Below are 22,802 nucleotides of genomic sequence, written 5' to 3'. Positions count from 1 at the left end.
GTCGATGTGCACGTGGGGGGCACCGCGATCCGTCGGTCCCTCGGCATAGCCTGAGCCGATGAGTGGGTGCGTGTTCTGCGGGATCGTGGCGGGTGACGTGCCGGCGTTCCGGGTCGCCGACACCCCGGACGGGGTGGCGTTCCTGGACACCCGGCCGGTGTTCAAGGGGCACGTGCTGGTGGTGCCGCGGGTCCACCTGGTGACCCTTGCCGAGTTGCCGGCGGACCTGCTGCCCGGCTACTTCGCGCTGGTCCAGCGCCTGGCGGTGGCCGTGGAGACCGGTCTGGGCTCCGGTGGGACGTTCGTGGCGATGAACAACAAGGTGTCCCAGTCCGTCCCGCACCTGCACACCCACGTGGTTCCGCGGACCAGGGGCGATGGGCTGCGCGGCTTCTTCTGGCCCCGCACCCGCTACGAGGACGACGCCGACGCCCGGGCCTACGCGGACCGGGTCGCCGCCGCGCTCCCGGGCGGGGCCTGACTCACAGCGGCGCGGGTAAGAAAGGTGTACCTACCGGTGTTACACGCTGGGAGAGGTACGAGAGGAGATCCCCACGTGTTTTTGCGCCGTATGAACGCTGAGATGGTTTCGCCCGATCAGGCCCTGCCGGGCCGTCAGATCGCCATGCCGGTCGCCGACCGCCACGAGGTGCTGGGCACCCCGTTGAAGGGCCCGTTCCCGGAGGGCCTGCAGGTCGCGGTCTTCGGCATGGGCTGTTTCTGGGGAGCCGAGCGACTGTTCTGGACGCTGCCGGGGGTCTACACCACCTCCGCCGGTTACGCGGGTGGCATCACCAGGAATCCGACGTACGAGGAGACGTGTTCCGGCCGGACCGGGCACGCCGAGGTCGTCCAGGTGGTGTACGACCCCAGCAAGATCAACTATGAGGACCTGCTGAAGGTCTTCTGGGAGAACCACGACCCGACCCAGGGCATGCGCCAGGGCAACGACGTGGGCACCCAGTACCGGTCGGCGATCTACACGACCACCGACGAGCAGCGGACCATCGCGGAGTCGTCCCGGGACGCGTTCCAGCCGATCGTGAAGCGGGCCGGCAAGGGTGAGATCACGACCGAGATCGCTCCGCTCGGCAGCTACTACTTCGCCGAGGACTATCACCAGCAGTACCTCGCTCCGACCAAGAACCCGAACGGTTATTGCAACCACGGCCCGAACGGGCTGAGCTGCCCGGTCGGCGTGGCCCGGGTCGGCGGCTGACCACCGCCACCCGCACCCGCGTGATGCCCGGCCACCTCTGAGGTGGCCGGGCATTCCCATCTGACCGTGTGATCGAAATCCGTTGCCGACCCCGCCGGGAACTCGATAACGTGGCCGTACACGTGAAAGGAGGTGGTCCAGACTTGTATAGCAATCGGACTCGTGAGGTGGCTGTCAGCTAGCCGCTGTCCTCGACAGTGATCGGTCCGCCGCGAGGCGGGCACCAGTACCATCGTCGAGACCGTGTGGCAGCGGTGCGGCGAATCCACGACAGCCACCCGACCCCCGGGGTGCCGGCCAAGTCCAGCCGGCCCGCGCACCAGCGCGGAGCGCCCCGGGGGTCGCTCCATATCCGGGGGAGCGGCGATGTCCATGCGCGAGCTGGTGATCCTCGGAACGGCCAGCCAGGCGCCGACCCGTCAGCGCAACCACAACGGGTACGTGCTGCGCTGGGACGACGAGGTGATCCTCTTCGACCCGGGCGAGGGCAGCCAGCGCCAGTTCCTCTACACCACTGTCACGGCCACCGACCTGACGCGCATCTGCATCACCCACTTCCACGGTGACCACTGCCTCGGCCTGCCCGGCACCATCCAGCGGCTCTCCCTGGACCGGGTGCCGCACCCGGTCGCCGTGCACTTCCCGGCCGGCGGTGCCGAGTATTTCGCCCGGCTACGGCACGCCACCTCCTTCCACGAGACCGCCGAGTTGCAGGTCACCCCGATCGAGGAGGACGGGCAGCGGATCACCCTGGCCTGCGGCACCCTGGAGGCACGCCGGCTGCGGCATCCCATCGAGACGTACGGCTATCGCCTGGTCGAGCCGGACGGTCACCGAATGCTGCCGGAGCGCCTGGCCGCGTACGGCATCAGTGGGCCGGCCGTCGGCGAGCTGATCCGCGTCGGGCACCTGGACCTCGACGGGCGTCGCGTCACCCGTGACGAGGTGAGCGTGCCCCGGCCGGGGCAGCGGTTCGCCTTCGTGATGGACACCGGCCTCTGCGACGGGGTGTACGCCCTCGCCGAGCACGCCGACCTGCTGGTCATCGAGTCGACGTTCCTGGAGTCGGAGGCCGCGCTCGCCGCCGAGGTCGGCCACCTGACCGCGGCGCAGGCCGCCCGGGTGGCGACCGAGTCCGGGGTACGCCGGCTCGTGCTCACCCACTTCTCCCAGCGCTACTCCGACCCGCGCCGGTTCCACGACGAGGCCCGCGCGCACTTCGACGGCGACCTGATCATCGCCGAGGACCTGACCACGGTGCAGCTCCCACCCCGCCGGGTAGCCTCGGCCGGATGACCGTCACGCTCCGCCCCGCGACCGCTCGCGACATGATGGCGGTGGGGGCCCTGCACCAGCGCTCCCGGGTCGCCGCGTACTCCGCCTTCCTGCCGGCCGAGGCGTTGGCCGACCCGACGCCGGAGGCGATGGGGCGGTACTGGGCGGAACGGTGGCACTGGGAGCGGGACAACCACCGGATGACCGTGGCCGAGCGGGCCGGGACGCTTGTCGGGTTCAGCTACCTGGGTCCGGACGACGAGGACGACCCGGGGACCGGGCTGCTCAACGCGATCCATCTCGACCCGGCCGAGCAGGGCCGGGGCACCGGCCGCACGCTCATGGTGGACACGTTGGAGGCCATGCGGGCCCGTGGCTGGCGGCGCGCCGTGCTCTGGGTGCTGCGGGACAACGCACACGCCCGCGCCTTCTACGAGCGCGGCGGCTGGACATCGACGGGCGTGGAGCGCGAGGAGCACATCGGCACGGCCCTCACACTCCAACTGCGGTACGCCCGCCCTCTCTGAGCAGTTCTCTCCCGCGCGCCTTTGCTCTGCTTACCAATAAGCACCAGCGGTGGCGGTGGCCGTGACGGTGGCCGTGGCCGTGGGTGGTGCGTATGCGTATGCAGAGCAAAGGGGGCGGCAGGGTCACCCGGTACCCCGCCCGCAGGCGGGGCACCGGGACGGGGACTCAGTGGGCGCCGAGGTGGGCCAGGAGGTCCTGCCGGGTGAGGACGCCCTTGGGCTTTCCGTCGACCAGGACCAGGGCGGCGTCGGACTTCTCCAGCAGGCCGACCGCCTCGCTCACCGGCTGACCGCCACCGATCATCGGCAGCGGGTCGCCCATGTGCCGCTCGATGGTGTCGTGCAGGTGCGCCTGACCGGTGAAGAGCGCGTCGAGCAGATCCCGCTCGGCGATCGAGCCGGCCACCTCACCTGTCACCACCGGCGGCTCGGCCTTGAGCACCGGCAACTGCGAGACGCCGTACTCGCGCATGTAGTCGATGGCGTCGCGAACCGTCTCGGTCGGGTGCACGTGCACCAGCTCGGGCAGCCCGCCCGGCTTGCTGGCCAGCGCGTCGGCCACCGTCGGCTCGGCGCCGGAGTTGTCGAGGAAGCCGTACCGGGCCATCCACGAGTCGTTGAAGATCTTGGAGAGGTAGCCGCGGCCGCCGTCCGGCAGCAGCACCACCACCACGTCGTCCGGGCCGGCCCGGCGGGCGACCTCCAGCGCGGCGACCACCGCCATCCCGCAGGAGCCGCCGACCAGCAGCCCCTCCTCGCGGGCCAACCGCCGGGTCATCTCGAAGGACGCCTTGTCGGAGACCTCGACGATCTCGTCGGCGACACCCTGGTCGTACGTCTCCGGCCAGAAGTCCTCGCCGACGCCCTCCACCAGGTAGGGGCGGCCGGTGCCACCGGAGTAGACCGAGCCCTCCGGGTCGGCTCCGATGATGCGCACCCGACCCTCGGAGGCCTCCTTGAGGTACCGGCCGATGCCGGAGATGGTGCCGCCGGTGCCGACGCCGGCCACGAAGTGGGTGAGCCCGCCCTCGGTCTGCTTCCACAGCTCCGGGCCGGTGGTCTCGTAGTGCGAGCGCGGGTTGGCCGGGTTGCTGTACTGGTTGGGCTTCCAGGCGCCGGGAATCTCCCGGGTCAGCCGGTCGGAGACGTTGTAGTACGAGCGCGGGTCCTCCGGGGCGACCGCCGTCGGGCAGACCACCACCTCGGCGCCGTACGCCCGGAGCACGTCCTGCTTGTCCTGGCTGACCTTGTCCGGGCAGACGAACACGCACTTGTAGCCCTTGAGCTGCGCCACAAGGGCCAGCCCGACACCGGTGTTGCCGCTTGTCGGCTCGACGATGGTGCCGCCGGGCCGGAGCAGGCCGGCGGCCTCCGCGTCCTCCACCATCCGCAGCGCGATCCGGTCCTTGACCGAGCCACCCGGGTTGACGTACTCCACCTTGGCCAGCACGGTGGCCTGGATGCCCGCGGTGACGTTACGCAGACGCACCAGCGGGGTGTTGCCGATCATGTCGACGACGTTGTCGTAGAACTGCACGGTGTGCCCTTCGTTGCGGCGCCGGCGACGGCGGCCGGGCAGACGTTTCCTCGCCGCCCAGCGTACGTGTCGTCAGGGCACCAGCCCCCCGGGGATGACGGAGCTGCGTGCGGCCTCCCACGTGAGGAAGCGCTCCGTTTCGGCGAGCACGCTGCCGGCCAACCACGTGACCATGACCGCGTCGTCGGCCAGCCCGAAGATCGCCAGCGGGATCTCCGGGAGCAGGTCGATAGGCGAGACGATGTACGCCGTCGCCGCCGTCATCAGGGCCAGCCGAAGGCCGCCGTCGTACTCCCCCCTGGTGGTGGCCCGGATCATCCGGGGCAGGGCGGCCAGCCGGGTGCCCAGCGACGGCCCCCCGCGTGCCCCGGACGTCAGTGCCCGCGCCAGGGCCGCGAACGCCGCGCTGCGCTTCAGTGTCTTCCCCATCGTCGCGCTCCTCTCCGCCGGATCAGCGTGGCGGGTCGGCGCAAGTCGACCGGCCTCTGCCGTACCGATACCCCGTCGGGTCGGTTTCCAGGCACTCGGGTGCCGGCACGACGACAGCGGCATGTCGGGGCAGCGCGATAATGTCGTGGTATGGGGGTGGCTGATTCCGTCGTACCCGGTGAGCGCTGGCGGCAGACCCGGCGGTTCGCCCGCCTGGCGGCGATCGGGACGGGCGCCACCGCGGCAGCCGCGGTGGCGACCGGCGGGGTGCTGCTCGGCCAGGCCCGGCAGGCGCGACGCACCATCCCGATGGCCGAGGCACCACCACCACGCTGCGACGGGATCTACGGCGCGAAGTTCCCCGGCCCGGCACTCACCATGGTCGTGCTCGGTGACTCGTCGGCTGCCGGCTACGGGGTGCACCGCCGTCGGGAGACACCCGGCGCGCTGCTCGCCACCGGCCTGTCCCGTCGCCTGCACCGGCCGGTGCGACTGCACCGCTTCGCGGTGGTGGGCGCCATCTCCGCGGCGCTGCGCCACCAGGTGGAGGCGGCACTTGACTGCCGCCCCGACATCGCGGTGATCCTCATCGGCGGCAATGACATCACCAACCGCACCCCGCGTGGGCTGGCGGTGCGCTACCTCGTCGAGGCGGTGCACACACTGCGTGACGCCGGCTGCGAGGTGGTTGTCGGCACCTGCCCCGACCTGGGTGCGATCCGCCCGATCCAGCCCCCGCTGCGATGGCTGGCGCACCGGTGGAGCCGCCAACTCGCCGCAGCCCAGACGGTCGCGGTGGTGGAGGCGGGCGGCTGGACGGTCTCCCTCGGTGATCTCCTCGGCCCCCGCTTCGCGGCGGAGCCGACCCGGATGTTCGCGTGGGACCGGTTCCACCCCTCCGCCGAGGGGTACGCGATGGCCGCCGCCGCGCTCCTGCCGACGATGCTGTCCGCGCTCGGCGCGGGGCAGGAACGACGGGCCACACCGACGTGGGGAGAGGGCGTACGGTCGCTGCCGGAGGCCGCGCAGGAGGCGGCCCGGCACGCCGGCACCGAGGTCAGCGGCACCCAGGTCCGGGGCCGCGACCGGGGGCCGGCCGGCAGGTGGGCGCAGTTGCGTCGCCGGGCGTTCTTCGGTGTCGGCGCGGTGCCGCAGCACGGATCCGCCCCGGACGCCTCGACAGTGGAGGGACTGGCATGAACGAACGCAGCGAGCGGGGCGTGACCGCCGGCCTCGCCGGCCGACTGGGTCGGGCGGCGGCGTTCTCGCTGTTCGCCGGCACCGTGGGCGGCGCTGCCGTCCTGGCCGGTGAGGCGTTCGTCGCCCGGCACCGGCGCTACGCCCAACCGGAGCTGGGGCTGGCCCTTCGGGCCACGATCGGTCGGGCGGGCGCTCCGCCGCTGCGGCTGGTGCTGCTCGGCGACTCGTCGGCACTGGGCGTGGGGGTCGACCGTCTCGACGACACCATCGGCGGGCAGTTGGCCAACCTGCTCGCCGAGGGCCCGACCGGCCGCCGCGTGCACCTGTCCAGCGTCGGCGTCTCGGGTTCCCGCTCGACGGACCTGTCCACCCAGGTGGCTCGGGCCCTGCTCGGTGAACGGCCCGACGTGGCGCTAATCCTGATCGGCGCGAACGACGCCACCGGGCTGCGCCGCCCCTCCGACGCGGCGGCCTATCTCGCCGCCGCGGTGCACCGGTTGCGGGAGGCGCGGGTCGAGGTGGTGGTGGGCACCTGCCCCGATCTCGGCGCGGTGCGTGCCATCGCGCCGCCGCTGCGCCAGGTGGTCGGCTGGTCGGGGCGTCGGATGGCCCGCGCGCAGACCGCCGCCGTGCTGGACGCGGGCGGCTCGGTGGTCGACCTCGCCACCGAGACCGGGCCGGTGTTCCGGGCTGACGCGGGGACGCTCTGCCACGACGGCTTCCACCCCTCCGCGGACGGCTACCGGGTGTGGGCGCACGCGCTGCTGCCCGCCATCGTCGCCGCGGCGACGGTCGCGACCCGGCGCTAGATCGTCCCGGCCAGGGTGACATTTCCCGCCGGGCCGGCTCCTTCCGCGCCATGTTACCGGCGGGTTAACGTTGGCTCATGCCGATTGAGTCGTCCCGCGACGCCGTCATCGTCGCCACCGCCCGCTCCCCCATCGGCCGGGCGCACAAGGGGTCCCTGCGCGACGTCCGCTCCGACGACCTCGCCGCGACAATCGTCCAGGCGGCCCTGGACAAGATCCCCCAACTCGACCCGACCACCATCGACGACATCTACCTCGGGTGCGGCCTGCCCGGGGGCGAGCAGGGCTTCAACATGGCCCGGGTGGTGTCCACCCTGCTCGGTCTGGACACCGTGCCCGGTGCCACGCTGACCCGCTACTGCGCCTCGTCGTTGCAGACCACCCGGATGGCGATGCACGCGATCCGGGCCGGCGAGGGTGACGTGTTCGTCTCCGCCGGCGTGGAGATGGTTTCCCGCTACGCCCGGGGCAGCTCCGACGGGCTGCCTCCGGAGGCGCAGGCGCTTGTCGGCGGCGGTTGGGAGAACCCCCGCTTCGGGGCGGCCGGCGAGCGCTCGAAGCGCCGCGCGCAGGGCGGCGCCGAGGTGTGGACCGACCCACGTGAGGCAGGTGAGCTGCCCGACATCTACCTGACCATGGGGCAGACCGCGGAAAACCTGGCCCAGGTGTACGACGTGACCCGCGCCGACATGGACGAGTTCGGCGTACGCAGCCAGAACCTCGCCGAGAAGGCCATCGCCGACGGCTTCTGGGCCCGGGAGATCACCCCGGTCACCACGCCGAACGGCACAGTGGTGAGCACCGACGACGGTCCCCGGGCCGGCGTCACCCTGGACGCGGTCGCCGGCCTGAAGCCGGTGTTCCGTCCGGATGGTCGGATCACCGCGGGCAACTGCTGCCCGCTCAACGACGGCGCGGCCGCCGTGGTGGTGATGAGCGCCCAGCGGGCCGAGGAGCTGGGGCTGACCCCGTTGGCCCGGATCGTCTCCACAGGTGTGACAGCCCTGTCACCGGAGATCATGGGCCTCGGGCCGGTCGAGGCGTCCCGGCAGGCGCTGCGGCGGGCCGGCATGACCATCGACGACGTCGACCTCGTCGAGATCAACGAGGCGTTCGCGGCGCAGGTCATTCCCTCCTACCGGGAGCTGGGCATCCCGGAGGAGAAGCTGAACGTGATGGGCGGCGCGATCGCGGTCGGTCACCCGTTCGGTATGACCGGTGCCCGGATCACCGGCACCCTGCTCAACGCGCTGGAGTGGCACGACAAGACCATCGGTCTGGAGACCATGTGCGTGGGCGGCGGCCAGGGCATGGCCATGGTGCTCGAACGGCTGAGCTGAGCGGGTCGCGCTCAGAGCGCGCTGCGGGTCGCCGTCACCTCGGCGGCGGCCCGCGCCAGCACCTCGTCGCCGGCTCCGGCGGCCCGCAGGTCGGCCGCCACCACCCGTAACTGGTCGGGCAGGGCCAGGTCGTTGTCGAGCCGGGGCACGACCCGACGCGGCTCCCCCTCGGCGTCGGCGGCCAGGTTGGCGATCTCCTGCACCAACCGGTGCACCAGGTCGGCGCGGGGCACGTTGCCGGTGGTCGCGACCGCCGCCCAGCGCGGCTGCTGCCAGTGCCCGACCTGACGGACCAGCAACTGCACGGCCTGATCCAACTCCGCTGCGTTCATCGCCGCCGAGTCTACGGCCGGCCGGCGCGGCGCCCGAGATCGACTCGATTTCCCGGAAACCGGGGCATCACCGCGACCCGGACACCCCGACGTCAAGAAACCTGAGTCGATCATGCTGGTGGGCCGGGGGACGACCGGCCGGCGCGCCGGTCACCGACGCAGGTAGCTGAGCAGCCGCAGCAACTGCCAGTAGAGGAAGACCAGACCGGTGAGCAGGCCGAACGCGCTCAGCCACGCGTACCGGCGGGGTCGACCGTCGCGCACCGAACGCTCGACGAGGTCGAAGTCCAGGATGAAACTGAACGCCCCGGCGATGATCGCCACCACCGAGAAGGCGTACGGCAGCCAGCCGACCTGCCCGCTGACGCTGTAGACCGCCAGACCCGGCCGGCCGGAGATCAGGTACGACACCAGGTTGACCACGCTGAGCACGGCGATCCCGAGCAACGTCCCGATCACCAGACGGGCCAGCCGGGGCGTCGCCCGGATCACCCGGGCCCGGTACAGCGCCGCCATGCCGAGGAAGACGCCGAAGGTGCCCGCCACCGCCTGCACCACGATGCCCGGGTAGACCTGTTCGAAGGTGCGGCTCGCCACCCCGAGCAGCAGGCCCTGGAGCAGGGCGTAGCCGACGATCGGCACCGGATTGGTGATGCCCCGCAACGAGATGACCAGGACCAGCGCGATCGAGGCGAGCGCGCTGCCGGCCAACGCGGCGCCGAGCCAGGCCGCGTCCGGGACCACCGCCCACGACACCGCCGCCGCCACACCGGTGACCAGCAACAATCCGACGGTACGGATCACCACGTCGTCGACGGTCATCGGCTCGACGTCGCGGGCGCCGAGCACCCGGGCCTCCACCCGGCCGGTCTCGTCCAGCCGGTTGAGCACCGGGTTGTTGCTGCGCACCGCCGCCTCCTTCGCCCGCGTACCCCCAGAGCGTGTGCCCTCGCAGTCACTCTGCCCCGGACGGACCGGCGGCGGCGGGGAAACGGCGCTGACGACGGCGCCCGCCCCCGCCGAAGCGGGAGCGGGCGCCGGTCGGCAGTGCGGACGAGGTCAGTCGTCGCCCTGGAAGTAGCTCAGCAGGCGCAGGATCTCGATGTAGAGCCAGACCAGGCTGACCAGGATGCCGAACGCGGCCACCCAGGAGTAGCGCTGGGGCAGACCCATCCGGACGCCGTCCTCGATCTCCTTGAAGCTGAGCACGAAGCTCAGCGAGGCGACCACGATGCAGACCAGGCTGAAGCCGATGGCCAGCGGGCTGCCGTCGCGCAGGCCGGTGTTGACGCCGAACAGCGCCAGCACCAGGTTGATCAGCATGACCGCGAAGAGGCCGGCCATCACCGCGATCATGCCCTTGACGAACGCTGGGGTGGCCCGGATGACCTTGGCCCGGTAGAGCATCGCCATCAGGAAGAAGATGCCGAAACTGGCCGCTGCGGCCTGGAGCACGATGCCGTCGTACGCCGTCTCGAACGCCTTGCTGACCATGCCGACGAAGACACCCTCGACGACCGCGTACGCGATGACGAGCGCCGGGTTCGCCATCCGGGAGAACGAGATGATCATGCCGAGGACCAGGCCGACCACCGCCGCGCCGATCCAGGCCGTACCGACGAGCGCGTCCGGCACGAGCACCCAGGCTGCCGCGGCGGTGATGCCGAGGATGCCGAGCAGAGCGACGGTCTTGACGACGACGTCGTCGACCGTCATCGGCGCCACGGTCGGCGGCGCGGCGGGGTAACCGGCCTGGGACGGGTACTGCTGGGGAATGCCGGGCTGTCCGTACGGCCCGGCCGGGGCGTACCCGGCGGAACGCTCCCGCTCGGCCGCCTGGCCGAGCCGGGCGAGCACCGGGTTCGAGGTCTTCACTGTCTGGCCTCCCTCAGGGGGTCGTTGCACGTGAACGTGCCCTTCAAGAGTAAACGGCGCAGCCAAGTCCTGGTGATCACGAATGAGAATGTGTCGAGCTGGTGGGTGCCCGGGGCGGGGGTCGAACCCGCACGCCTTGCGGCAGCCGCTTTTAAGGCGGCCGTGTCTGCCGTTCCACCACCCGGGCGGGTGGCACCGGCGCGTCGACACGCGCGGTGCAGTGTCACCGTAACCGGTTAGCGGCGACCCGACGTACCCAGCAGGGCCCGCCACATTAGGGTCGGTCCCGTGAGCAGCGCAGCCCCCACGGCCCCCGACGCCGCCCCTGAGCAGGCCTTCCGCCTCGCCGGTCGGGTCGACCGCCGGCCTCGGGTCGCCCGCCTGCTGGCCGCCGTGCGCCGACACCGGGCGGATCTGCTCGTCACTCTGGTCTTCGTGGTGCTCGCCGGCTGGCTCACCCACGGGCTGTGGCCCGATCCGGCCGGCCGCACCCTGGCGCTCAACCCGGAGGACCAGACCCTCTACGAATGGTTCCTGGCGGTCGACGCCCGCGCGCTGCTCGGGGATTTCGACCTGCTCACCGACCGGCTCAACGCCCCCGACGGCGTCAACCTGATGGCCAACACCACGGTCATCGCGCTCGGCATCGTCTTCGCGCCGGTCACCCTGCTGCTGGGCGCACCGGTCAGCTTCGCGCTGCTCGCCGCCGCCAACCTCGCCGGCACCGCCGCGGCCTGGTACCTGCTGTTGCACCGGACGCTGCGCGCCCGCCGGCTCGCTGCCGCGCTCGGCGCCGGGCTGTGCGGCTTCGGCCCCGGCATGGTCTCCCAGACCAACAGCCACCTGCACATGACCGCCCAGTGGCTGGTGCCGGTGATCGTCTGGCTGGTGGTCCGGCTGCTGCGGGCGGCCGATCCCGGGCCGGCAACGCCCGACGAGACCGGACGGGCCCGACCCGGCGGGCCGGACCGCCGGCGGATGACCACCTCGGCGGCCGGGCTGGCCGGCGCGGTGAGCGCGCAGGTCTTCATCGGCGAGGAGGTGCTCTTCCTCGCCGCCGTCACGCTGCTGGTGATGGCGATCAGCTACGCCGTGGCGGACCGGGACCTGGCGCGGCGGGCGCTGCCCGGCTTCGCCGGTGGGCTGGCGATCGCCGCCGGGCTCTCCCTGCTGGTGCTCGGCTACCCGCTGTGGTTCCAGTTCGCCGGCCCGCAGGGGGTGGCCGACGGCATGTTCACCCCTGCCTACTTCTCCGCCGACCTGAGCAGTTGGTGGGCGGTGTCCCCGCTGTCGGTGGCCGGCAGCGACCAGGCGGCCCGGCTGACCACCGGTCCGGCCGAGTACAACACCTTCCTCGGCTGGCCCCTCCTGCTTGTCACAGTGGCCTGCGCGATCTGGGTCGGGCGACGTCGACTGGTCTTCGCCTGCGTCGTGGCGGGCCTCGTGATGGGTGCGCTCTCGCTCGGCCCCGAGGTGGTGCTCGGTGGCACCAGGACCGCGCTTCCCGGCCCGTACGCGCTGATCGGCGGCCTACCGGTGGTGGACGGCGCGTTGCCGATGCGGTTCGCGCTGGCGTTGCTGCCGATCGTCGCGACACTGCTCGTGCTGGCGGTCGACAGGGCTCTGCGCGACACCGGTCGGGCCCGGCGGCTGGTGCCACTGGCCGTCGGCGCGGCGCTGCTGCCGATCTTCCCGACCCCCCTGCCGACCACCGGGCGGCCCGCCGTGCCGGAGTTCGTCACCGGCGGCCACTGGCGGCAGTGCGTACAACCCGGTGGGGTGTTGGTTCCGGTGCCGCTGCCCACGCCCAAGGAACCCGGGCCGATGCGCTGGGCCACCGCCGCCAACGCCGCCTTCAGCCTGCCCGAAGGATTCTTCATCGGCCCGTACGGGCGGGGCGGCACCGCGGCGATGGGCACCTTCAAGCAGCCCACCTCCGCTCTGCTGGCGGACGTCGCCCGGCGCGGTGACCAACCGGCCATCGGCGACGAGCAGCGCCGGCAGGCCGCCCGGGACGCGGACTTCTGGGGCGCCTCGTGCGTGGCGCTGGCCGACGACGCGCCGCACGCGGAAAGCCTGCGCAACGCCCTGGAACAGCTCTACGGGCCGGCAACCCGGGTGGCCGACGCCTGGATCTGGCGCGTCTGACCCCCACCGCCGCACCCGAGCCGAGCTCCGAAAAGGCCCCTCCCTACCGAAACGGTAAGCAGGGGCCCTTTCCGGCGACTCTGGGTCAGACGCGGGGCGCGCCCACCGGCTGGGACGCCTCGACGAACTCCTCGCGCGGGTCGTGCAACTGCCCCAGGGCGACCACCTCACGCTTGAGGAAGAACGCCAACGACCAGTCCACCACGACCCGGACCTTCCGGTTGAACGACGGGATCCGGCTCATGTGGTACGTCCGGTGCATGACCCACGCCGGCCAGCCGGTCATCTTGATCCCGTACACCTGGGCGACGCCCTTGTGCAGACCGAGGCTCGCGACGCTACCGACGTGCTTGTGCTTGTAGTTGACCGGCTCGCGGCCCCGGATCACGGCCACGATGTTGTCGGCCATCCGGGCGGCCTGGCGCACCGCGTGCTGCGCGCTCGGCGAGCAGAAGTTGCCCGGCTCCTTGGTGAGGTCCGGCACGGCGGCGCAGTCGCCGGCGCTCCACGCACCCTCGACCACCTGGTCGCCGTCGACCACCTGGAGCGTCGGCAGGCAGGTGATCCGCCGACGGTCGTCCCGCGGGAAGTCGGTCGCGTCGAGCATCGGAGACGGCTTGACGCCGGCCGTCCACACGATCGTGTCGGAGCGGAAGCTGTCACCGTCGGAGAGCTTGACCACCCCGTCGACGCAGGACTCGAGCCGGGTGTCCAGCCGGATGTCCATGTTGCGCTTCATCAACTGCTGGACGGTGTAGGCGCCCATGTCCCGGTCGACCTCGGGCAGCACCCGCTGGGTCGCCTCGACGAGCACCCAGCGAACCTCGTCCTGGTTCAGTTCCGGGTAGTAGCGCAGGGCGTCGCGAGCCATGTCCTCCATCTCGGCGAGCGCCTCAATGCCGGCGTACCCACCGCCGACGAAGGTGAAGGTCAGCGCCGAACGGCGGACGTCCGCGTCGGCCGTGGCGGCCGCCACGTCGAGCCGGTCCAGCACGTGGTTGCGCAGGTAGATCGCCTCGCCGATGGTCTTGAAACCGATGCCCTGCTCGTGCAGGCCGGGGATCGGCAGGGTGCGGGAAACCGACCCCGGGGCCACGACCACGTGGTCGTACGTGATCTCCCGGGCCGGGCCGCTGATCGGCTGAACGGTGGCGACCTTGCGGTCGTGCTCGATGCGCGTGACCGTGCCAGCCACCATCTTGCACCGCCGCAACTCCCGACGCAGCGGCACCACGGAGTGCCGCGGGGAGATGTTGCCCGCCGCGGCCTCGGGCAGGAACGGCTGATAGGTCATGTGCGGTTGGGGGTCCACCACCATGACCTCAGCCTCACGGGGGCTGAGCTTCTTCGACAGGCGCAGCGCCGCGTACAGACCGACGTGCCCGGCACCCACCACAAGGATCCGCTTCGGATTCACGTTGTCTATCTTTCCCCGGCCTGCTCAGGTAATGCCGCTCGCGGCCCCCATCTGTGACGGAGCACAACCCATGTGACCTGCGTAACCCTCCGGTCGCACCGGTCACCGCCGTCGCAGCAGCCAGCCCAGCAACGCCGCCGTCCCCACCGCCAACAGGAGCCCCAGCAGCGTCACCCACTGGTATCCGGCGTCGCCACCCAGGCCCGCGGCCTGCAACAACAGCACCCCCAGCACCGCGGTGCCCAGCAGGACCCCGCCCGCCCGCAGCAACCACCGGCTGATCAGCGCGGGGTCCACCACCGCGTCGTAGGGCAGCAGCGCGGCAAGCGCGCAGAGGGTGTGCGCCAGATAGAGCAGGGCGGCGACGGCGAGCAGCCGCCACAGGGCCACCGGGCGGCCGTACCCGTCGGTGGCGAGCAGCCAACCGCCGACCGTGACCAACGCCGTGAAGACCGCCCAGACCCGGCGCGGACCGAACGCGGGAAACAGCGCGGCGACCCCCAGGAAGAGGAGCGGCCGACCGGAAAGCACCTCGGCGGGAAAGGCCAGGGCGAACCCGGCGAACACGACGACGAAGATTCCCGCCCGAACCAGCAGCGGGGCGAGGCTGATGCGGGCCACCGCGTGCTGGGCGGCCCGAACCCGCCCGGTCACCGCGTCGATCATCTGCCACCAACCCTCGGAGCCGTCGCCAACCGGGCCACGTCCCGCAACACCTGGTCCAGACTGCCGGCACCGGCCCAGCGCACCACCGGTACGCCGTGCTCCCGGAGCTGCCCGATCATGACGTCCCGATCCAGGCGCCACAGCCGGTACGCCACCTCGGCCCAGCCCTGGTTCTTCGGGGCCGTCAGGTTGGTCGGCAGTGTGTCCACGGCCACCACGAACCGGCCGGCGCGGGCCAACCGGGCGAGCATCTGCGCCGACCGTTCGTCAAGCAGCGGAGTCAACACCACCACAAGCGCGTCCGAGGAGAGCAGTTGCGGGCCGAAGACCTGGTCGTACGGCTCGTGCGAGGACGGGTGCACGTGCACGTCGAGCAGCCACTCCAGAACGGTCAGGTACTGCCGACGCCCGGCGGCCGGACGCAGCCGGCGAGCTGCCGGCCCGTACTCCAGCAGGGAGACCCGGTCGCCGCGGTGCAGGTAGTGCTCGGCGATCGCGGCCGTGGCCCGGACGGTGGTGTCCAGCACCGAGGCGGCGCCGCCCACCCCGCCGGAGCGGCCAGCCTCGGCGAGCACGTCGAGGAGCACCACCACCTCCGCGTCACGGTCGGAGAGCGTGGCTGCCACGTGCAACTGCCGGGCGCGCAACGACACCCGCCAGTCGATGCGGCGCAGCCGGTCCCCCGGGGCGAAGATCCGTACCCCGGCCAGCTCGCCGCCCTCACCGGGCCGGCGGGAGTGGTGCGCCCCGACCAGCCCGGCGGCGCGGGGCATGGCCTCGACGGCCTCGAACGGCTCGGTACGCGGGTACACCCGCACCCGGACCGGCTCGGTGAGCACCGCCCGGGAGACCAGCAGGCCGCCCGCCGTGGCGACCCGGGCCCCGGCCGGTCCCACCGGATGCCGGCCCCAGCGCATGGCGTGGCCGGCCAGCTCCAGGTCCGCCACCGTCCCGGTGGGCACCGCCGTCACGAACGGCCGGTCGGCGATGGAACGGCCCCTGCCGCCGGCCGGAGCCGCACCGCCGGTCGGCGTCGTGCCGGTCGGCGTCGTGCCGGCCGGCGGCATGTCGGTCACGGCCCCGTCCAGGGCGAAACCGGCCCGGTCGATGCGCAGCCACGGCGACACGCGGGAACGCACCACCACCAGGTCGTAGTCCACTGTGTCCGGATTGCCGACGCTCACCGCCGCCGTCACGTCGCCGCCCTCGACAAGCGGCCCGTCCTCACCTTCGCTGATCCACACCTGCGGCAGCGCCGTGGGCCGCCGGCGCAGCGCGTACGCGGTGCCCAGCGCGAACGGGGCGGCCAGCACGATCAGGTCGACCCGCCCCAGCAGCACCCCCGCCACCAGCAGCAGGCCGGCGAGCAGCACCGCCCGGCCGAGCGCCCGGGTGGGTGCCCAGCCGGCAGCCGGTTCCGGCTCGGTGGCCATCGGCACTGTCGGTCCGGTCATCAGCGCCGAGGCCCGCCCGCGGCGTAGCTGGGCAGCGCGCCACTCGCCGGGGCGGGGGTGGCCTCCAGCACCTCGCCGACCACGAACGCCGGGTCGACCCGGCGCAACCACATCTCCGGGCGCAGGGTGATCCGGTGGGCCAGGGCGGGAGCGGCCACGTCCTTGACGTCCTCCGGCACCACGTAGTCCCGTCCGCCGAACACCGCACGGACCCGGGCCAGCAGCAGCAGCGCCAACGAACCACGAGGGGAGGCGCCGACCAGCACCGACGGGTGCTCCCGGGTGGCAGCGGTGAGCGAGACGATGTAGCGGCCGATGGAGTCCTCCACCACCACGTCCTCCAGGGCGGCCTGCATGGCCCGCAGCGTTGCCGCGTCGACGACCGCCTTGATGTCCGCCTCCTCGCGGCGGCGGCTCATCCGGCGGCGCAGCACCTCCCACTCCTCCTCGTGCTGCGGGTAACCGAAGGAGACCCGCAGCAGGAACCGGTCCAACTGGGCCTCGGGCAGCGGGTACGTGCCCTCGTACTCGATCGGGTTGGCGGTGGCCAGCACGTGGAACGGCTCGTCCAGCTTGTAGGTCACCCCCTCCACCGAAACCTGCTTCTCCTGCATCGCCTCGAGCAGCGCCGACTGCGTCTTCGGCGGCGTCCGGTTGATCTCGTCGGCGAGCAGCAGGTTGGTGAAGACCGGCCCGGCGCGGAAGGTGAAGTCGCCGTTGCGCTGGTCGTAGAGGAACGAGCCGGTGACGTCGGCGGGGAGCAGGTCCGGGGTGAACTGCAACCGGCGGAAGTCCAGACCCAGCGCCTGGGCGAACGAGCGGGCGGTGAGCGTCTTGCCCAGCCCCGGCAGGTCTTCGAGCAGCACGTGACCGCCCGCCAGGATGCCGGCGAGGACCAGCTCCAACGCGTCCCGCTTGCCGACCACGACGGTGCCGACCGCGTCCAGGACCGCCCGAGCCAGGTGGCCGACCTCGGCGGGGGCAATGCTCCGGTCCACGTCGTTCATCAGATCTTCTCCAGTTCGGCGACGATCACCGCGAGGTCGCGTGGCGACGGGGTGCGGCGAGGCGGGGTCTCCAGGAACGTCCACAGCCGGTCACCCAGCAGGACACGGGCGCGGGCCGGATCCGACTCGCGGGTGACGCCGTGCTTCAGGCGCATCCGCTCGTCGGCCAGTTCACCGATCCGGGGCAGGACGACCCCGGTGAAACGTTCGGGTCGGGTCGTGGACCAGTCCAGCGGCCATTCCCAGCGATTGATCGCGGTGCGCAACGCGTCCCGGGCACCCCAGTTGTAGCTGCCGTCCTCCTCGCCCGTCCCGCCCCGGCCACCCGCCGGCAGCGGGGGTGGCGGCGCGAGCAGGGCGGTGACCCGGCGGACCGCCAGCACGGCGAGCACCCCGGCGATGAGTACGGGCAGCGAGACCTGGAGGCCAACCGCGCGGAGGCCGACGAGCAGCACCGCGACGACCGCGGCGGCCCAGGCGAGGGCGCGCACCACCGGGCCGGTGCGGGAGCGGGGCGCCTCTGGGCCTCTGGGCGCCGCCTCCTCCTCGAACGCGAGCAGGTCGTCGATGCTGGTGCTGCTCATGAGGTCACCGCCGTGAGTTCTCCACGCAGTCGACGAAGTGCGGCGCGGGCCTGGTCGCGGGTGCGTTCGTCGACCGGGCGCGTGGCGTAGCGGGCCTCCCGGTAGACGTGCGCGAACTCGGCAAGCACGTCGGTGCTGACGATCGCCGGCACGCCGGCCGCCGGGTCACCCTGGAGCAGCCGGCTGACCAGGTCGGTGGGGGTGTCTCCGGTGAGCCGTGGCACGCCGGCCGCGGCGGCGGCCTCCTCCAGGCGCACCCAGCAGGCGATCACCGCCACCCGGGGGTCGGTGTCCCGGTCGTCCAGCTCCACCAGGCCGGCGTCGAGGGCGGCGACCACGTCCCGGGCGGTGCCCTCGGCGGTACGCCGGGACCGCTGCGCCGGCAGTGCCCGGGAGGTGCGGCGCAGTGCGCCCCGGATCAGGATCCAGGACAGGTAACCGAGGGCGGCGAGGATGGCCAACCCGAGTAGAACCATTGCCACGGTGGCGATCCACTGCGGTATGTGCGCCTGGGTGGCCTCACCGGCGGTGCGCGGCTCGACCGGAATGGACGGCGACGGCTCGGCGGTCGGGTACTCGGGCACCCACGGGACGTTCTCCGCGGCCGGCGGGATCCGGCTGGCCCCGATCGACGAGTGCGCGGACGTCAGCGCGGCACCGGCGAGCAGTGCGGCGACCGCGGCGACCGGCCACCACCGGCGAAGCAGGCCGAGCGCCGGGCGCAACACCCCCGGCTCGGCGGCCTGCGACGGAGTGGGTGGGCGTGTTCCGTCTGTCATCGCCACCACCCCACGCGTGTCTCAGTCCACCCCGGCCAGCCGCTTGGCCTGGCCGAAGACGTCGTCCAGCATCTCTGGTGTCAGCCGCCCGGTGAAGGTGTTCTGCTGGCTGACGTGGTAGCAGCCGAGCACGTCCGGAGCGCCTGTGCCGGACCAGTGTGCCCCATGACCGAACGCCGGTCGCGGGCTGGGCGGGCGCTGCCCGTACACCTGGCGCAGCACCGGCCACCACGAGGCCCAGGCGAAAGCGCCGAGCGCGACGACGACACGCAGCGTGGGCTGGATCAGCGTGACCTCGCGGTGCAGCCAGGGCGCGCAGGTGTCCCGTTCCTGCGGGGTCGGCTTGTTGTCCGGAGGCGCACACCTGACGGCCGAGAAGATCCGCAGATCCCGCAGGGCGAGCCCGTCGTCGGCGGCGACGCTTGTCGGCTGGTTGGCAAGCCCGGCCCGGTGCAGCGCGGCGAACAACACGTCACCGGACCGGTCACCGGTGAAGATCCGGCCCGTGCGGTTGCCGCCGTGCGCGGCGGGCGCCAGCCCGAGAATGGCGATCCGGGCGTCGCCGGTGCCGAAGCCCGGCACCGGCCGGCCCCAGTACTCCTGGTCCCGGAAGGCAGCCCGGCGGGTGCGAGCGACCTCTTCTCGCCACCGGACCAGCCGGGGGCAGGCGAAACAGTCGCTCACCGCCGCGTCCAGGTCGGCCAGGTCGGTCGCCCGCGCCGCGCGGGCGACCACCTGCTCCGGGGTACGGGACTCAGCCAAGCTTGGCCCGGAAGAGTTCCAGGGTGCGGGCCCAGGCGCTGGCGGCGGCGCGCTGGTCGAACGCCTCCGGCCGGTCGTCGTTGAAGAAGGCGTGCGAGGTGCCCGGGTAGTCGTAGAGGTGGCAGTCGCCGCCGGCCTCCTCGATGGCCCGGCGGGCGGTCTGTACGCCCTCGGCGGCCGAGGTGCCGACCTCTTCGGAGCAGTGGATGACCGCGGCCTTGCCGGCGTAGTCGGCCCAGTCGGGGCGCATCGACTCCCACGGCAGCACCGGATAGAAACCGGCGGTCGCGACGATCCGCTCGGAGACGGTGGCCGACCAGAGTGCGAGGCTGCCACCGGCGCAGAAGCCCACGGCACCGACCTTACCGGTGACCTCAGGCCGCCCGGCGAGATAGTCGGCAGCGCCGGCGATGTCCTTCGCCGCCTCGTCCATCCGCATCGCCATCAGCAGCCGCTGCGCCTCGTCCGGCTCGCTTGTCGTCTCACCGTGGTAGAAGTCCGGGGCGAGAGCGACGAAGCCGGCCTCGGCGAACCGTTCCGTGACCGACCGGATGTGCGGGACCAGGCCCCACCACTCCTGGATGACGATGACGGCGGGGCTGGCCATGCCACTGGCGGGTATCGCGAGATACCCCTCGCTCGTACCCCCGTTGCTGCGGTAGGTCACCATTTCGCCCATGGGCCGTCCTCCTAGCGGTCAGTCATCGTTGGCTGGTCGCCCAGTGGTCCTAGTGCGGAAAGCCTGCCATGCCGCGCCGCTGCCGGGAAGACGCCGGAACAGTGGCATTCACCTCCCGTTCGCCCGACGGTGATGTCGGGTACGCCGACGGCGGCGGGGTAAGCTCCCGCCGCCGTCGACGCTGGTCTACCGCTGTGGTCAGGCCTTCTTGGTCAGGCAGAGCACATAACCCGTCTTGCCGGGCATGATGCTTGAGTAGATGTACCCCTCCTGGTCCGGCTTGAAGTACTGCTCGCAGGCGGTGCTGGCCTGGGCCTGGGCCTCGGTCTGGCCGTCGACCCGACCAACCACGTTGTACGCCGCCTCGGTCGAGGTGCACTCGACGATCTTGGCGTCCGTGACCTTCTCCTGCTTGGTGCCGCTGACCTCGGGCAGCTTGGCGATGCAGTCGCCGGCCTTGGCGGCAGCCGTCTCGTCCTTGTTGACGACGTTGCCGATCGCCGAGACGACACCGAACTTCAGGCCAGCGACGACGACGACCGCGAGGATCGCGCCGACGATGCCGAGGACCTTCGTCGCACCGGACTTCTTCACCTCCGGCTCGGCCGACTCCGGGTCTGCCGGACGCGACTCGGCCGACTCCGACTCCGGCTCGCCCGACTCCGACTCCGACTTCGGCGCGGCCGACTCCGGCTCGCCCGACTCCGACTTCGGCGCGGCCGACTGCGACTCGGCCGACTGCGACCCCGCCGACTGCGGCTCGGCCGGACGCGACTCGACTGACTGCGGCTCGGTCGACTCCGGCCCGGCCGGACGTGACACCGCCGCCTGCGGCTCGGTCGGCTGCGGCGTCTCGACGGCCGGCTCAGCGGGTGCGGCGTCGGACGCGGGGGGCGATGCGACCTGCTCTGGCACGGGGGTTCCTTCCGAGGGGTTGATGAGCAGACGACACCGTAACGATCATTGATTTCCGGTGTCGTCCCGCTCGCCTCGTCCGTTCAGTTATTTCCCAGGCTCGTCCACATGATCCAATTCACAGCGTGCCTCAGCTCGTCGGGGTGGGGTTCGGTGTCACGGTCGGCTTCGCCGAGGGCTCGCCGGTCGTCGTTCCGCTCGACGTCGGCGTGCTGGTCGGCCCGGCCGTCGCCGTGCTGGTCGGCTCCGCTGGCGGCGTGCTCGGCGCGGCCGGCGTACCGGTCGGGTCGTACCCGGCCGGACCTCGAGGGCCGAAGGGCGCCCGGCCCACGCAGTACGGGTACGGCCGCAGCAGTGGGTTGCCGTACTCGTCGACTCGGCCTTCGCAGTCCGGGTAGCCCAGGCGGATCGGGTTGCCGTCCTGGTCGAAGAGCCGGGCGTTCTCCACCAGCCGGCCCTCACTGTCGTAGACGAAGACGTCCCGGACCTGGCTGTACTGGCTGTCGACAGCGGTCTGGTCGTAGTAGTAGCCGCGGTCGAGCCGGCCCTCGAGATTGACCAGGGCGGAGAGCGCGAAGACCACAAGCACCGCGCTGCCGACCTGGAGCACCGAACGCGGCCAGCGGGTCAGCTGGGCGGAACGGCGACCGAGCCAGATCGAGGCGAGCACGAGACCGACAAGCATGACCATGCCGGCGAGCATCTCGCCACCAAATCGGGGCAACAGGCCGTAGGAGTCACCGCCGGTGCTGATCGCGGTGAGCAGCATCGCCGCCAGATAGCCGCGCAGCACCCACCAGGCCGGGCGCAGCAGGCGGAGGAAGTCGCTGGCGTTCGCGTACCCCAGGGGTGGGCCGAGCCGGGTGTCGACCGCGCTCAGCCGGCCGCGCAGCCGGACCATCGCGGTCGCGACCCGCTGGTCGAGGTTGCGCCCGCTGCCCGGGGCGGCGCCGGCCGCGGCGCGCAGCTCGGCCGCGTACGTCTCGGGCTCGCCCAGCCGCTCGACGAGGGTGCCCTCGGCCTCGGCGGCCACCTCGGTGAGGTGGTCGGCGAGATCCTCGATCAGCTCGTCGCGTTGCGTGGACGGCAGGTCGGCCAGAGCGGCCCGGACCCGCGCCACATAGTCGGTGATCTCCTGCTCCGCGACGGTCATGCCGCCACCCCCCGATCGTCGAGCAGACTGTCCATGGTGGTGGCGAACGAGCGCCAGAGCTTGCCGGAGCGGGTCAACTGATCACGCCCCGCGGCGTTGAGTGAGTAGTACTTGCGGTGCGGCCCGGATTCGCTCGGCACGACGTACGTGGTGAGCAGACCGGCGGCGAAGAGGCGGCGCAGCGTCCCGTAGACCGAGGCGTCGCCGACCTCCTCCAGGCCGGCCTCGCGTAACCGGCGCAGGATGTCGTAACCGTAGCCGTCCTCCTCCCGGAGGACGGCCAGGACGGCCATGTCGAGCACGCCCTTCAGCAACTGTGTGGTGTCCACGCAATGCACACTACTGCGCAATGCGAAGTAGCGTCAACGCTTTCGCCCCGACACGCCGACGCCGACGCCGACGCCGACGCCGACGCCGACGAGGAGCATGCGCGCCCGTGATCCACTCGGGTTCCTGAACAACGGGCTGTCACCACGACCCGGACACCCCGCCTACACGAATAACGAGTCGATCAACCGCCCGGCGCGAATACGGCGGCACCGGCCTGACCTGACGACGGACTGACGCGGAACCCGGTCGGACCGGGACGGACGAGATCGACTCGGTCTTCAGGAAGCCGGGCCATCCGCGCTGCCCGGACACCCCGACTTCACGGAAGCCCAGTCGATCAACGCCTAGCCGGGCCATCCGCGCTG

24 protein-coding genes and 1 tRNA gene are annotated in these 22,802 nt (G+C 72.0%); 8 read left to right on the top strand and 17 right to left on the bottom strand.

The genetic code is table 11. The features are described from left to right. The first annotated feature begins 58 nt into the window (after positions 1 to 58). The 4 genes from AB0F61_RS01895 to AB0F61_RS01880 all read left to right on the top strand — a co-directional run bounded on the left by AB0F61_RS01895 (position 59) and on the right by AB0F61_RS01880 (position 3,021). On the top strand, positions 59 to 481 hold the full coding sequence (locus tag AB0F61_RS01895) for an HIT family protein (protein WP_357802286.1): 423 nt from the start codon (positions 59 to 61) through the stop codon (positions 479 to 481). Positions 482 to 556: 75 nt separating this feature from the next. Next, positions 557 to 1,219, top strand: coding sequence for a peptide-methionine (S)-S-oxide reductase MsrA (gene msrA / locus AB0F61_RS01890; protein WP_357802283.1), 663 nt, complete (start codon positions 557 to 559; stop codon positions 1,217 to 1,219). 366 nt (positions 1,220 to 1,585) lie between these two features. Continuing rightward, positions 1,586 to 2,515: a ribonuclease Z gene (locus tag AB0F61_RS01885; protein WP_357802281.1), complete on the top strand. Its 930-nt coding sequence runs from the start codon at positions 1,586 to 1,588 to the stop codon at positions 2,513 to 2,515. Further along, positions 2,512 to 3,021, top strand: a complete 510-nt coding sequence (locus tag AB0F61_RS01880; RefSeq protein WP_357802278.1) for a GNAT family N-acetyltransferase — start codon at positions 2,512 to 2,514, stop codon at positions 3,019 to 3,021. Before AB0F61_RS01885 ends, AB0F61_RS01880 begins: the two co-directional genes overlap by 4 nt. Positions 3,022 to 3,187: 166 nt before the next feature. Here AB0F61_RS01880 and AB0F61_RS01875 read toward each other — a convergent pair whose 3' ends face one another. Both AB0F61_RS01875 and AB0F61_RS01870 read right to left on the bottom strand, forming a co-directional pair. Continuing rightward, the gene (locus AB0F61_RS01875; protein WP_357802275.1) at positions 3,188 to 4,558 is read right to left on the bottom strand and encodes a cystathionine beta-synthase; all 1,371 of its coding nucleotides are present in this window, start codon (positions 4,556 to 4,558) and stop codon (positions 3,188 to 3,190) included. 72 nt (positions 4,559 to 4,630) lie between these two features. Then, entirely contained in the window at positions 4,631 to 4,987 is a 357-nt protein-coding gene (locus tag AB0F61_RS01870) for a YkvA family protein (RefSeq protein ID WP_357802273.1), read from the bottom strand. A gap of 150 nt (positions 4,988 to 5,137) precedes the next feature. Here AB0F61_RS01870 and AB0F61_RS01865 point away from each other — a divergent pair, with 150 nt between their 5' ends. From AB0F61_RS01865 to AB0F61_RS01855, 3 genes are all read left to right on the top strand, one after another. After that, entirely contained in the window at positions 5,138 to 6,187 is a 1,050-nt protein-coding gene (locus AB0F61_RS01865; RefSeq protein ID WP_357802270.1) for an SGNH/GDSL hydrolase family protein, read from the top strand. Continuing rightward, positions 6,184 to 6,996, top strand: a complete 813-nt coding sequence (locus tag AB0F61_RS01860) for an SGNH/GDSL hydrolase family protein (protein WP_357802267.1) — start codon at positions 6,184 to 6,186, stop codon at positions 6,994 to 6,996. Before AB0F61_RS01865 ends, AB0F61_RS01860 begins: the two co-directional genes overlap by 4 nt. Before the next feature lie 77 nt (positions 6,997 to 7,073). Further along, the gene (locus tag AB0F61_RS01855; protein WP_357802265.1) at positions 7,074 to 8,336 is read left to right on the top strand and encodes an acetyl-CoA C-acetyltransferase; all 1,263 of its coding nucleotides are present in this window, start codon (positions 7,074 to 7,076) and stop codon (positions 8,334 to 8,336) included. A gap of 11 nt (positions 8,337 to 8,347) precedes the next feature. Here AB0F61_RS01855 and AB0F61_RS01850 read toward each other — a convergent pair whose 3' ends face one another. From AB0F61_RS01850 to AB0F61_RS01835, 4 genes are all read right to left on the bottom strand, one after another. Further along, a complete protein-coding gene (locus AB0F61_RS01850; RefSeq protein WP_357802263.1) occupies positions 8,348 to 8,668 on the bottom strand; it encodes a hypothetical protein in 321 nt (106 codons plus the stop codon). A gap of 150 nt (positions 8,669 to 8,818) precedes the next feature. Next, entirely contained in the window at positions 8,819 to 9,577 is a 759-nt protein-coding gene (locus AB0F61_RS01845; RefSeq protein WP_357802261.1) for a Bax inhibitor-1/YccA family protein, read from the bottom strand. Between the two features lie 150 nt (positions 9,578 to 9,727). After that, positions 9,728 to 10,543 carry a Bax inhibitor-1/YccA family protein gene (locus AB0F61_RS01840; protein WP_357802258.1) on the bottom strand — a complete coding sequence of 272 codons (816 nt, stop codon included), beginning with the start codon at positions 10,541 to 10,543 and terminating at the stop codon, positions 9,728 to 9,730. A 106-nt stretch (positions 10,544 to 10,649) separates the two neighbouring features. Continuing rightward, positions 10,650 to 10,730: transfer RNA gene (locus AB0F61_RS01835), tRNA-Leu, on the bottom strand. Between the two features lie 101 nt (positions 10,731 to 10,831). Here AB0F61_RS01835 and AB0F61_RS01830 point away from each other — a divergent pair. After that, positions 10,832 to 12,691 (top strand): hypothetical protein, encoded by a 1,860-nt coding sequence (locus AB0F61_RS01830; protein ID WP_357802256.1) that lies wholly within the window; start codon positions 10,832 to 10,834, stop codon positions 12,689 to 12,691. A gap of 85 nt (positions 12,692 to 12,776) precedes the next feature. Here the strand turns inward: AB0F61_RS01830 and AB0F61_RS01825 are convergent, their stop codons facing one another. From AB0F61_RS01825 to AB0F61_RS01775, 11 genes are all read right to left on the bottom strand, one after another. Next, complete coding sequence (locus AB0F61_RS01825; RefSeq protein ID WP_357802253.1) at positions 12,777 to 14,108, bottom strand: NAD(P)/FAD-dependent oxidoreductase; 1,332 nt, start codon at positions 14,106 to 14,108, stop codon at positions 12,777 to 12,779. A gap of 102 nt (positions 14,109 to 14,210) precedes the next feature. Continuing rightward, positions 14,211 to 14,774 carry a hypothetical protein gene (locus AB0F61_RS01820; protein WP_357802250.1) on the bottom strand — a complete coding sequence of 188 codons (564 nt, stop codon included), beginning with the start codon at positions 14,772 to 14,774 and terminating at the stop codon, positions 14,211 to 14,213. Next, the gene (locus tag AB0F61_RS01815; RefSeq protein WP_357802247.1) at positions 14,771 to 16,228 is read right to left on the bottom strand and encodes a DUF58 domain-containing protein; all 1,458 of its coding nucleotides are present in this window, start codon (positions 16,226 to 16,228) and stop codon (positions 14,771 to 14,773) included. Before AB0F61_RS01815 ends, AB0F61_RS01820 begins: the two co-directional genes overlap by 4 nt. Beyond that, entirely contained in the window at positions 16,228 to 17,235 is a 1,008-nt protein-coding gene (locus tag AB0F61_RS01810; protein WP_357802244.1) for a MoxR family ATPase, read from the bottom strand. The genes AB0F61_RS01815 and AB0F61_RS01810 overlap by 1 nt, the downstream gene beginning before the upstream one ends. Beyond that, positions 17,235 to 17,819, bottom strand: coding sequence for a hypothetical protein (locus AB0F61_RS01805; RefSeq protein ID WP_357802242.1), 585 nt, complete (start codon positions 17,817 to 17,819; stop codon positions 17,235 to 17,237). The genes AB0F61_RS01810 and AB0F61_RS01805 overlap by 1 nt, the downstream gene beginning before the upstream one ends. Beyond that, the gene (locus AB0F61_RS01800) at positions 17,816 to 18,598 is read right to left on the bottom strand and encodes a DUF4129 domain-containing protein (protein ID WP_357802239.1); all 783 of its coding nucleotides are present in this window, start codon (positions 18,596 to 18,598) and stop codon (positions 17,816 to 17,818) included. The genes AB0F61_RS01805 and AB0F61_RS01800 overlap by 4 nt, the downstream gene beginning before the upstream one ends. Before the next feature lie 21 nt (positions 18,599 to 18,619). Further along, positions 18,620 to 19,333: a uracil-DNA glycosylase gene (locus tag AB0F61_RS01795; RefSeq protein WP_357802733.1), complete on the bottom strand. Its 714-nt coding sequence runs from the start codon at positions 19,331 to 19,333 to the stop codon at positions 18,620 to 18,622. Positions 19,334 to 19,352: 19 nt separating this feature from the next. Further along, on the bottom strand, positions 19,353 to 20,039 hold the full coding sequence (locus AB0F61_RS01790; RefSeq protein WP_357802236.1) for a dienelactone hydrolase family protein: 687 nt from the start codon (positions 20,037 to 20,039) through the stop codon (positions 19,353 to 19,355). 198 nt (positions 20,040 to 20,237) lie between these two features. Further along, positions 20,238 to 20,954 carry a hypothetical protein gene (locus AB0F61_RS01785; RefSeq protein WP_357802234.1) on the bottom strand — a complete coding sequence of 239 codons (717 nt, stop codon included), beginning with the start codon at positions 20,952 to 20,954 and terminating at the stop codon, positions 20,238 to 20,240. A 130-nt stretch (positions 20,955 to 21,084) separates the two neighbouring features. Beyond that, the gene (locus tag AB0F61_RS01780; protein WP_357802232.1) at positions 21,085 to 22,107 is read right to left on the bottom strand and encodes a hypothetical protein; all 1,023 of its coding nucleotides are present in this window, start codon (positions 22,105 to 22,107) and stop codon (positions 21,085 to 21,087) included. Beyond that, a complete protein-coding gene (locus AB0F61_RS01775; protein WP_357802229.1) occupies positions 22,104 to 22,436 on the bottom strand; it encodes a PadR family transcriptional regulator in 333 nt (110 codons plus the stop codon). Before AB0F61_RS01775 ends, AB0F61_RS01780 begins: the two co-directional genes overlap by 4 nt. Between the last annotated feature and the right edge of the window lie 366 nt (positions 22,437 to 22,802).

Origin of the sequence: Micromonospora sp. NPDC023888, assembly GCF_040639415.1 — a bacterium.
GTDB lineage: Bacteria > Actinomycetota > Actinomycetes > Mycobacteriales > Micromonosporaceae > Micromonospora.
Note: the sequence above shows the minus strand (reverse complement) of the source record. Positions and strands in the feature narration are given on the sequence as shown.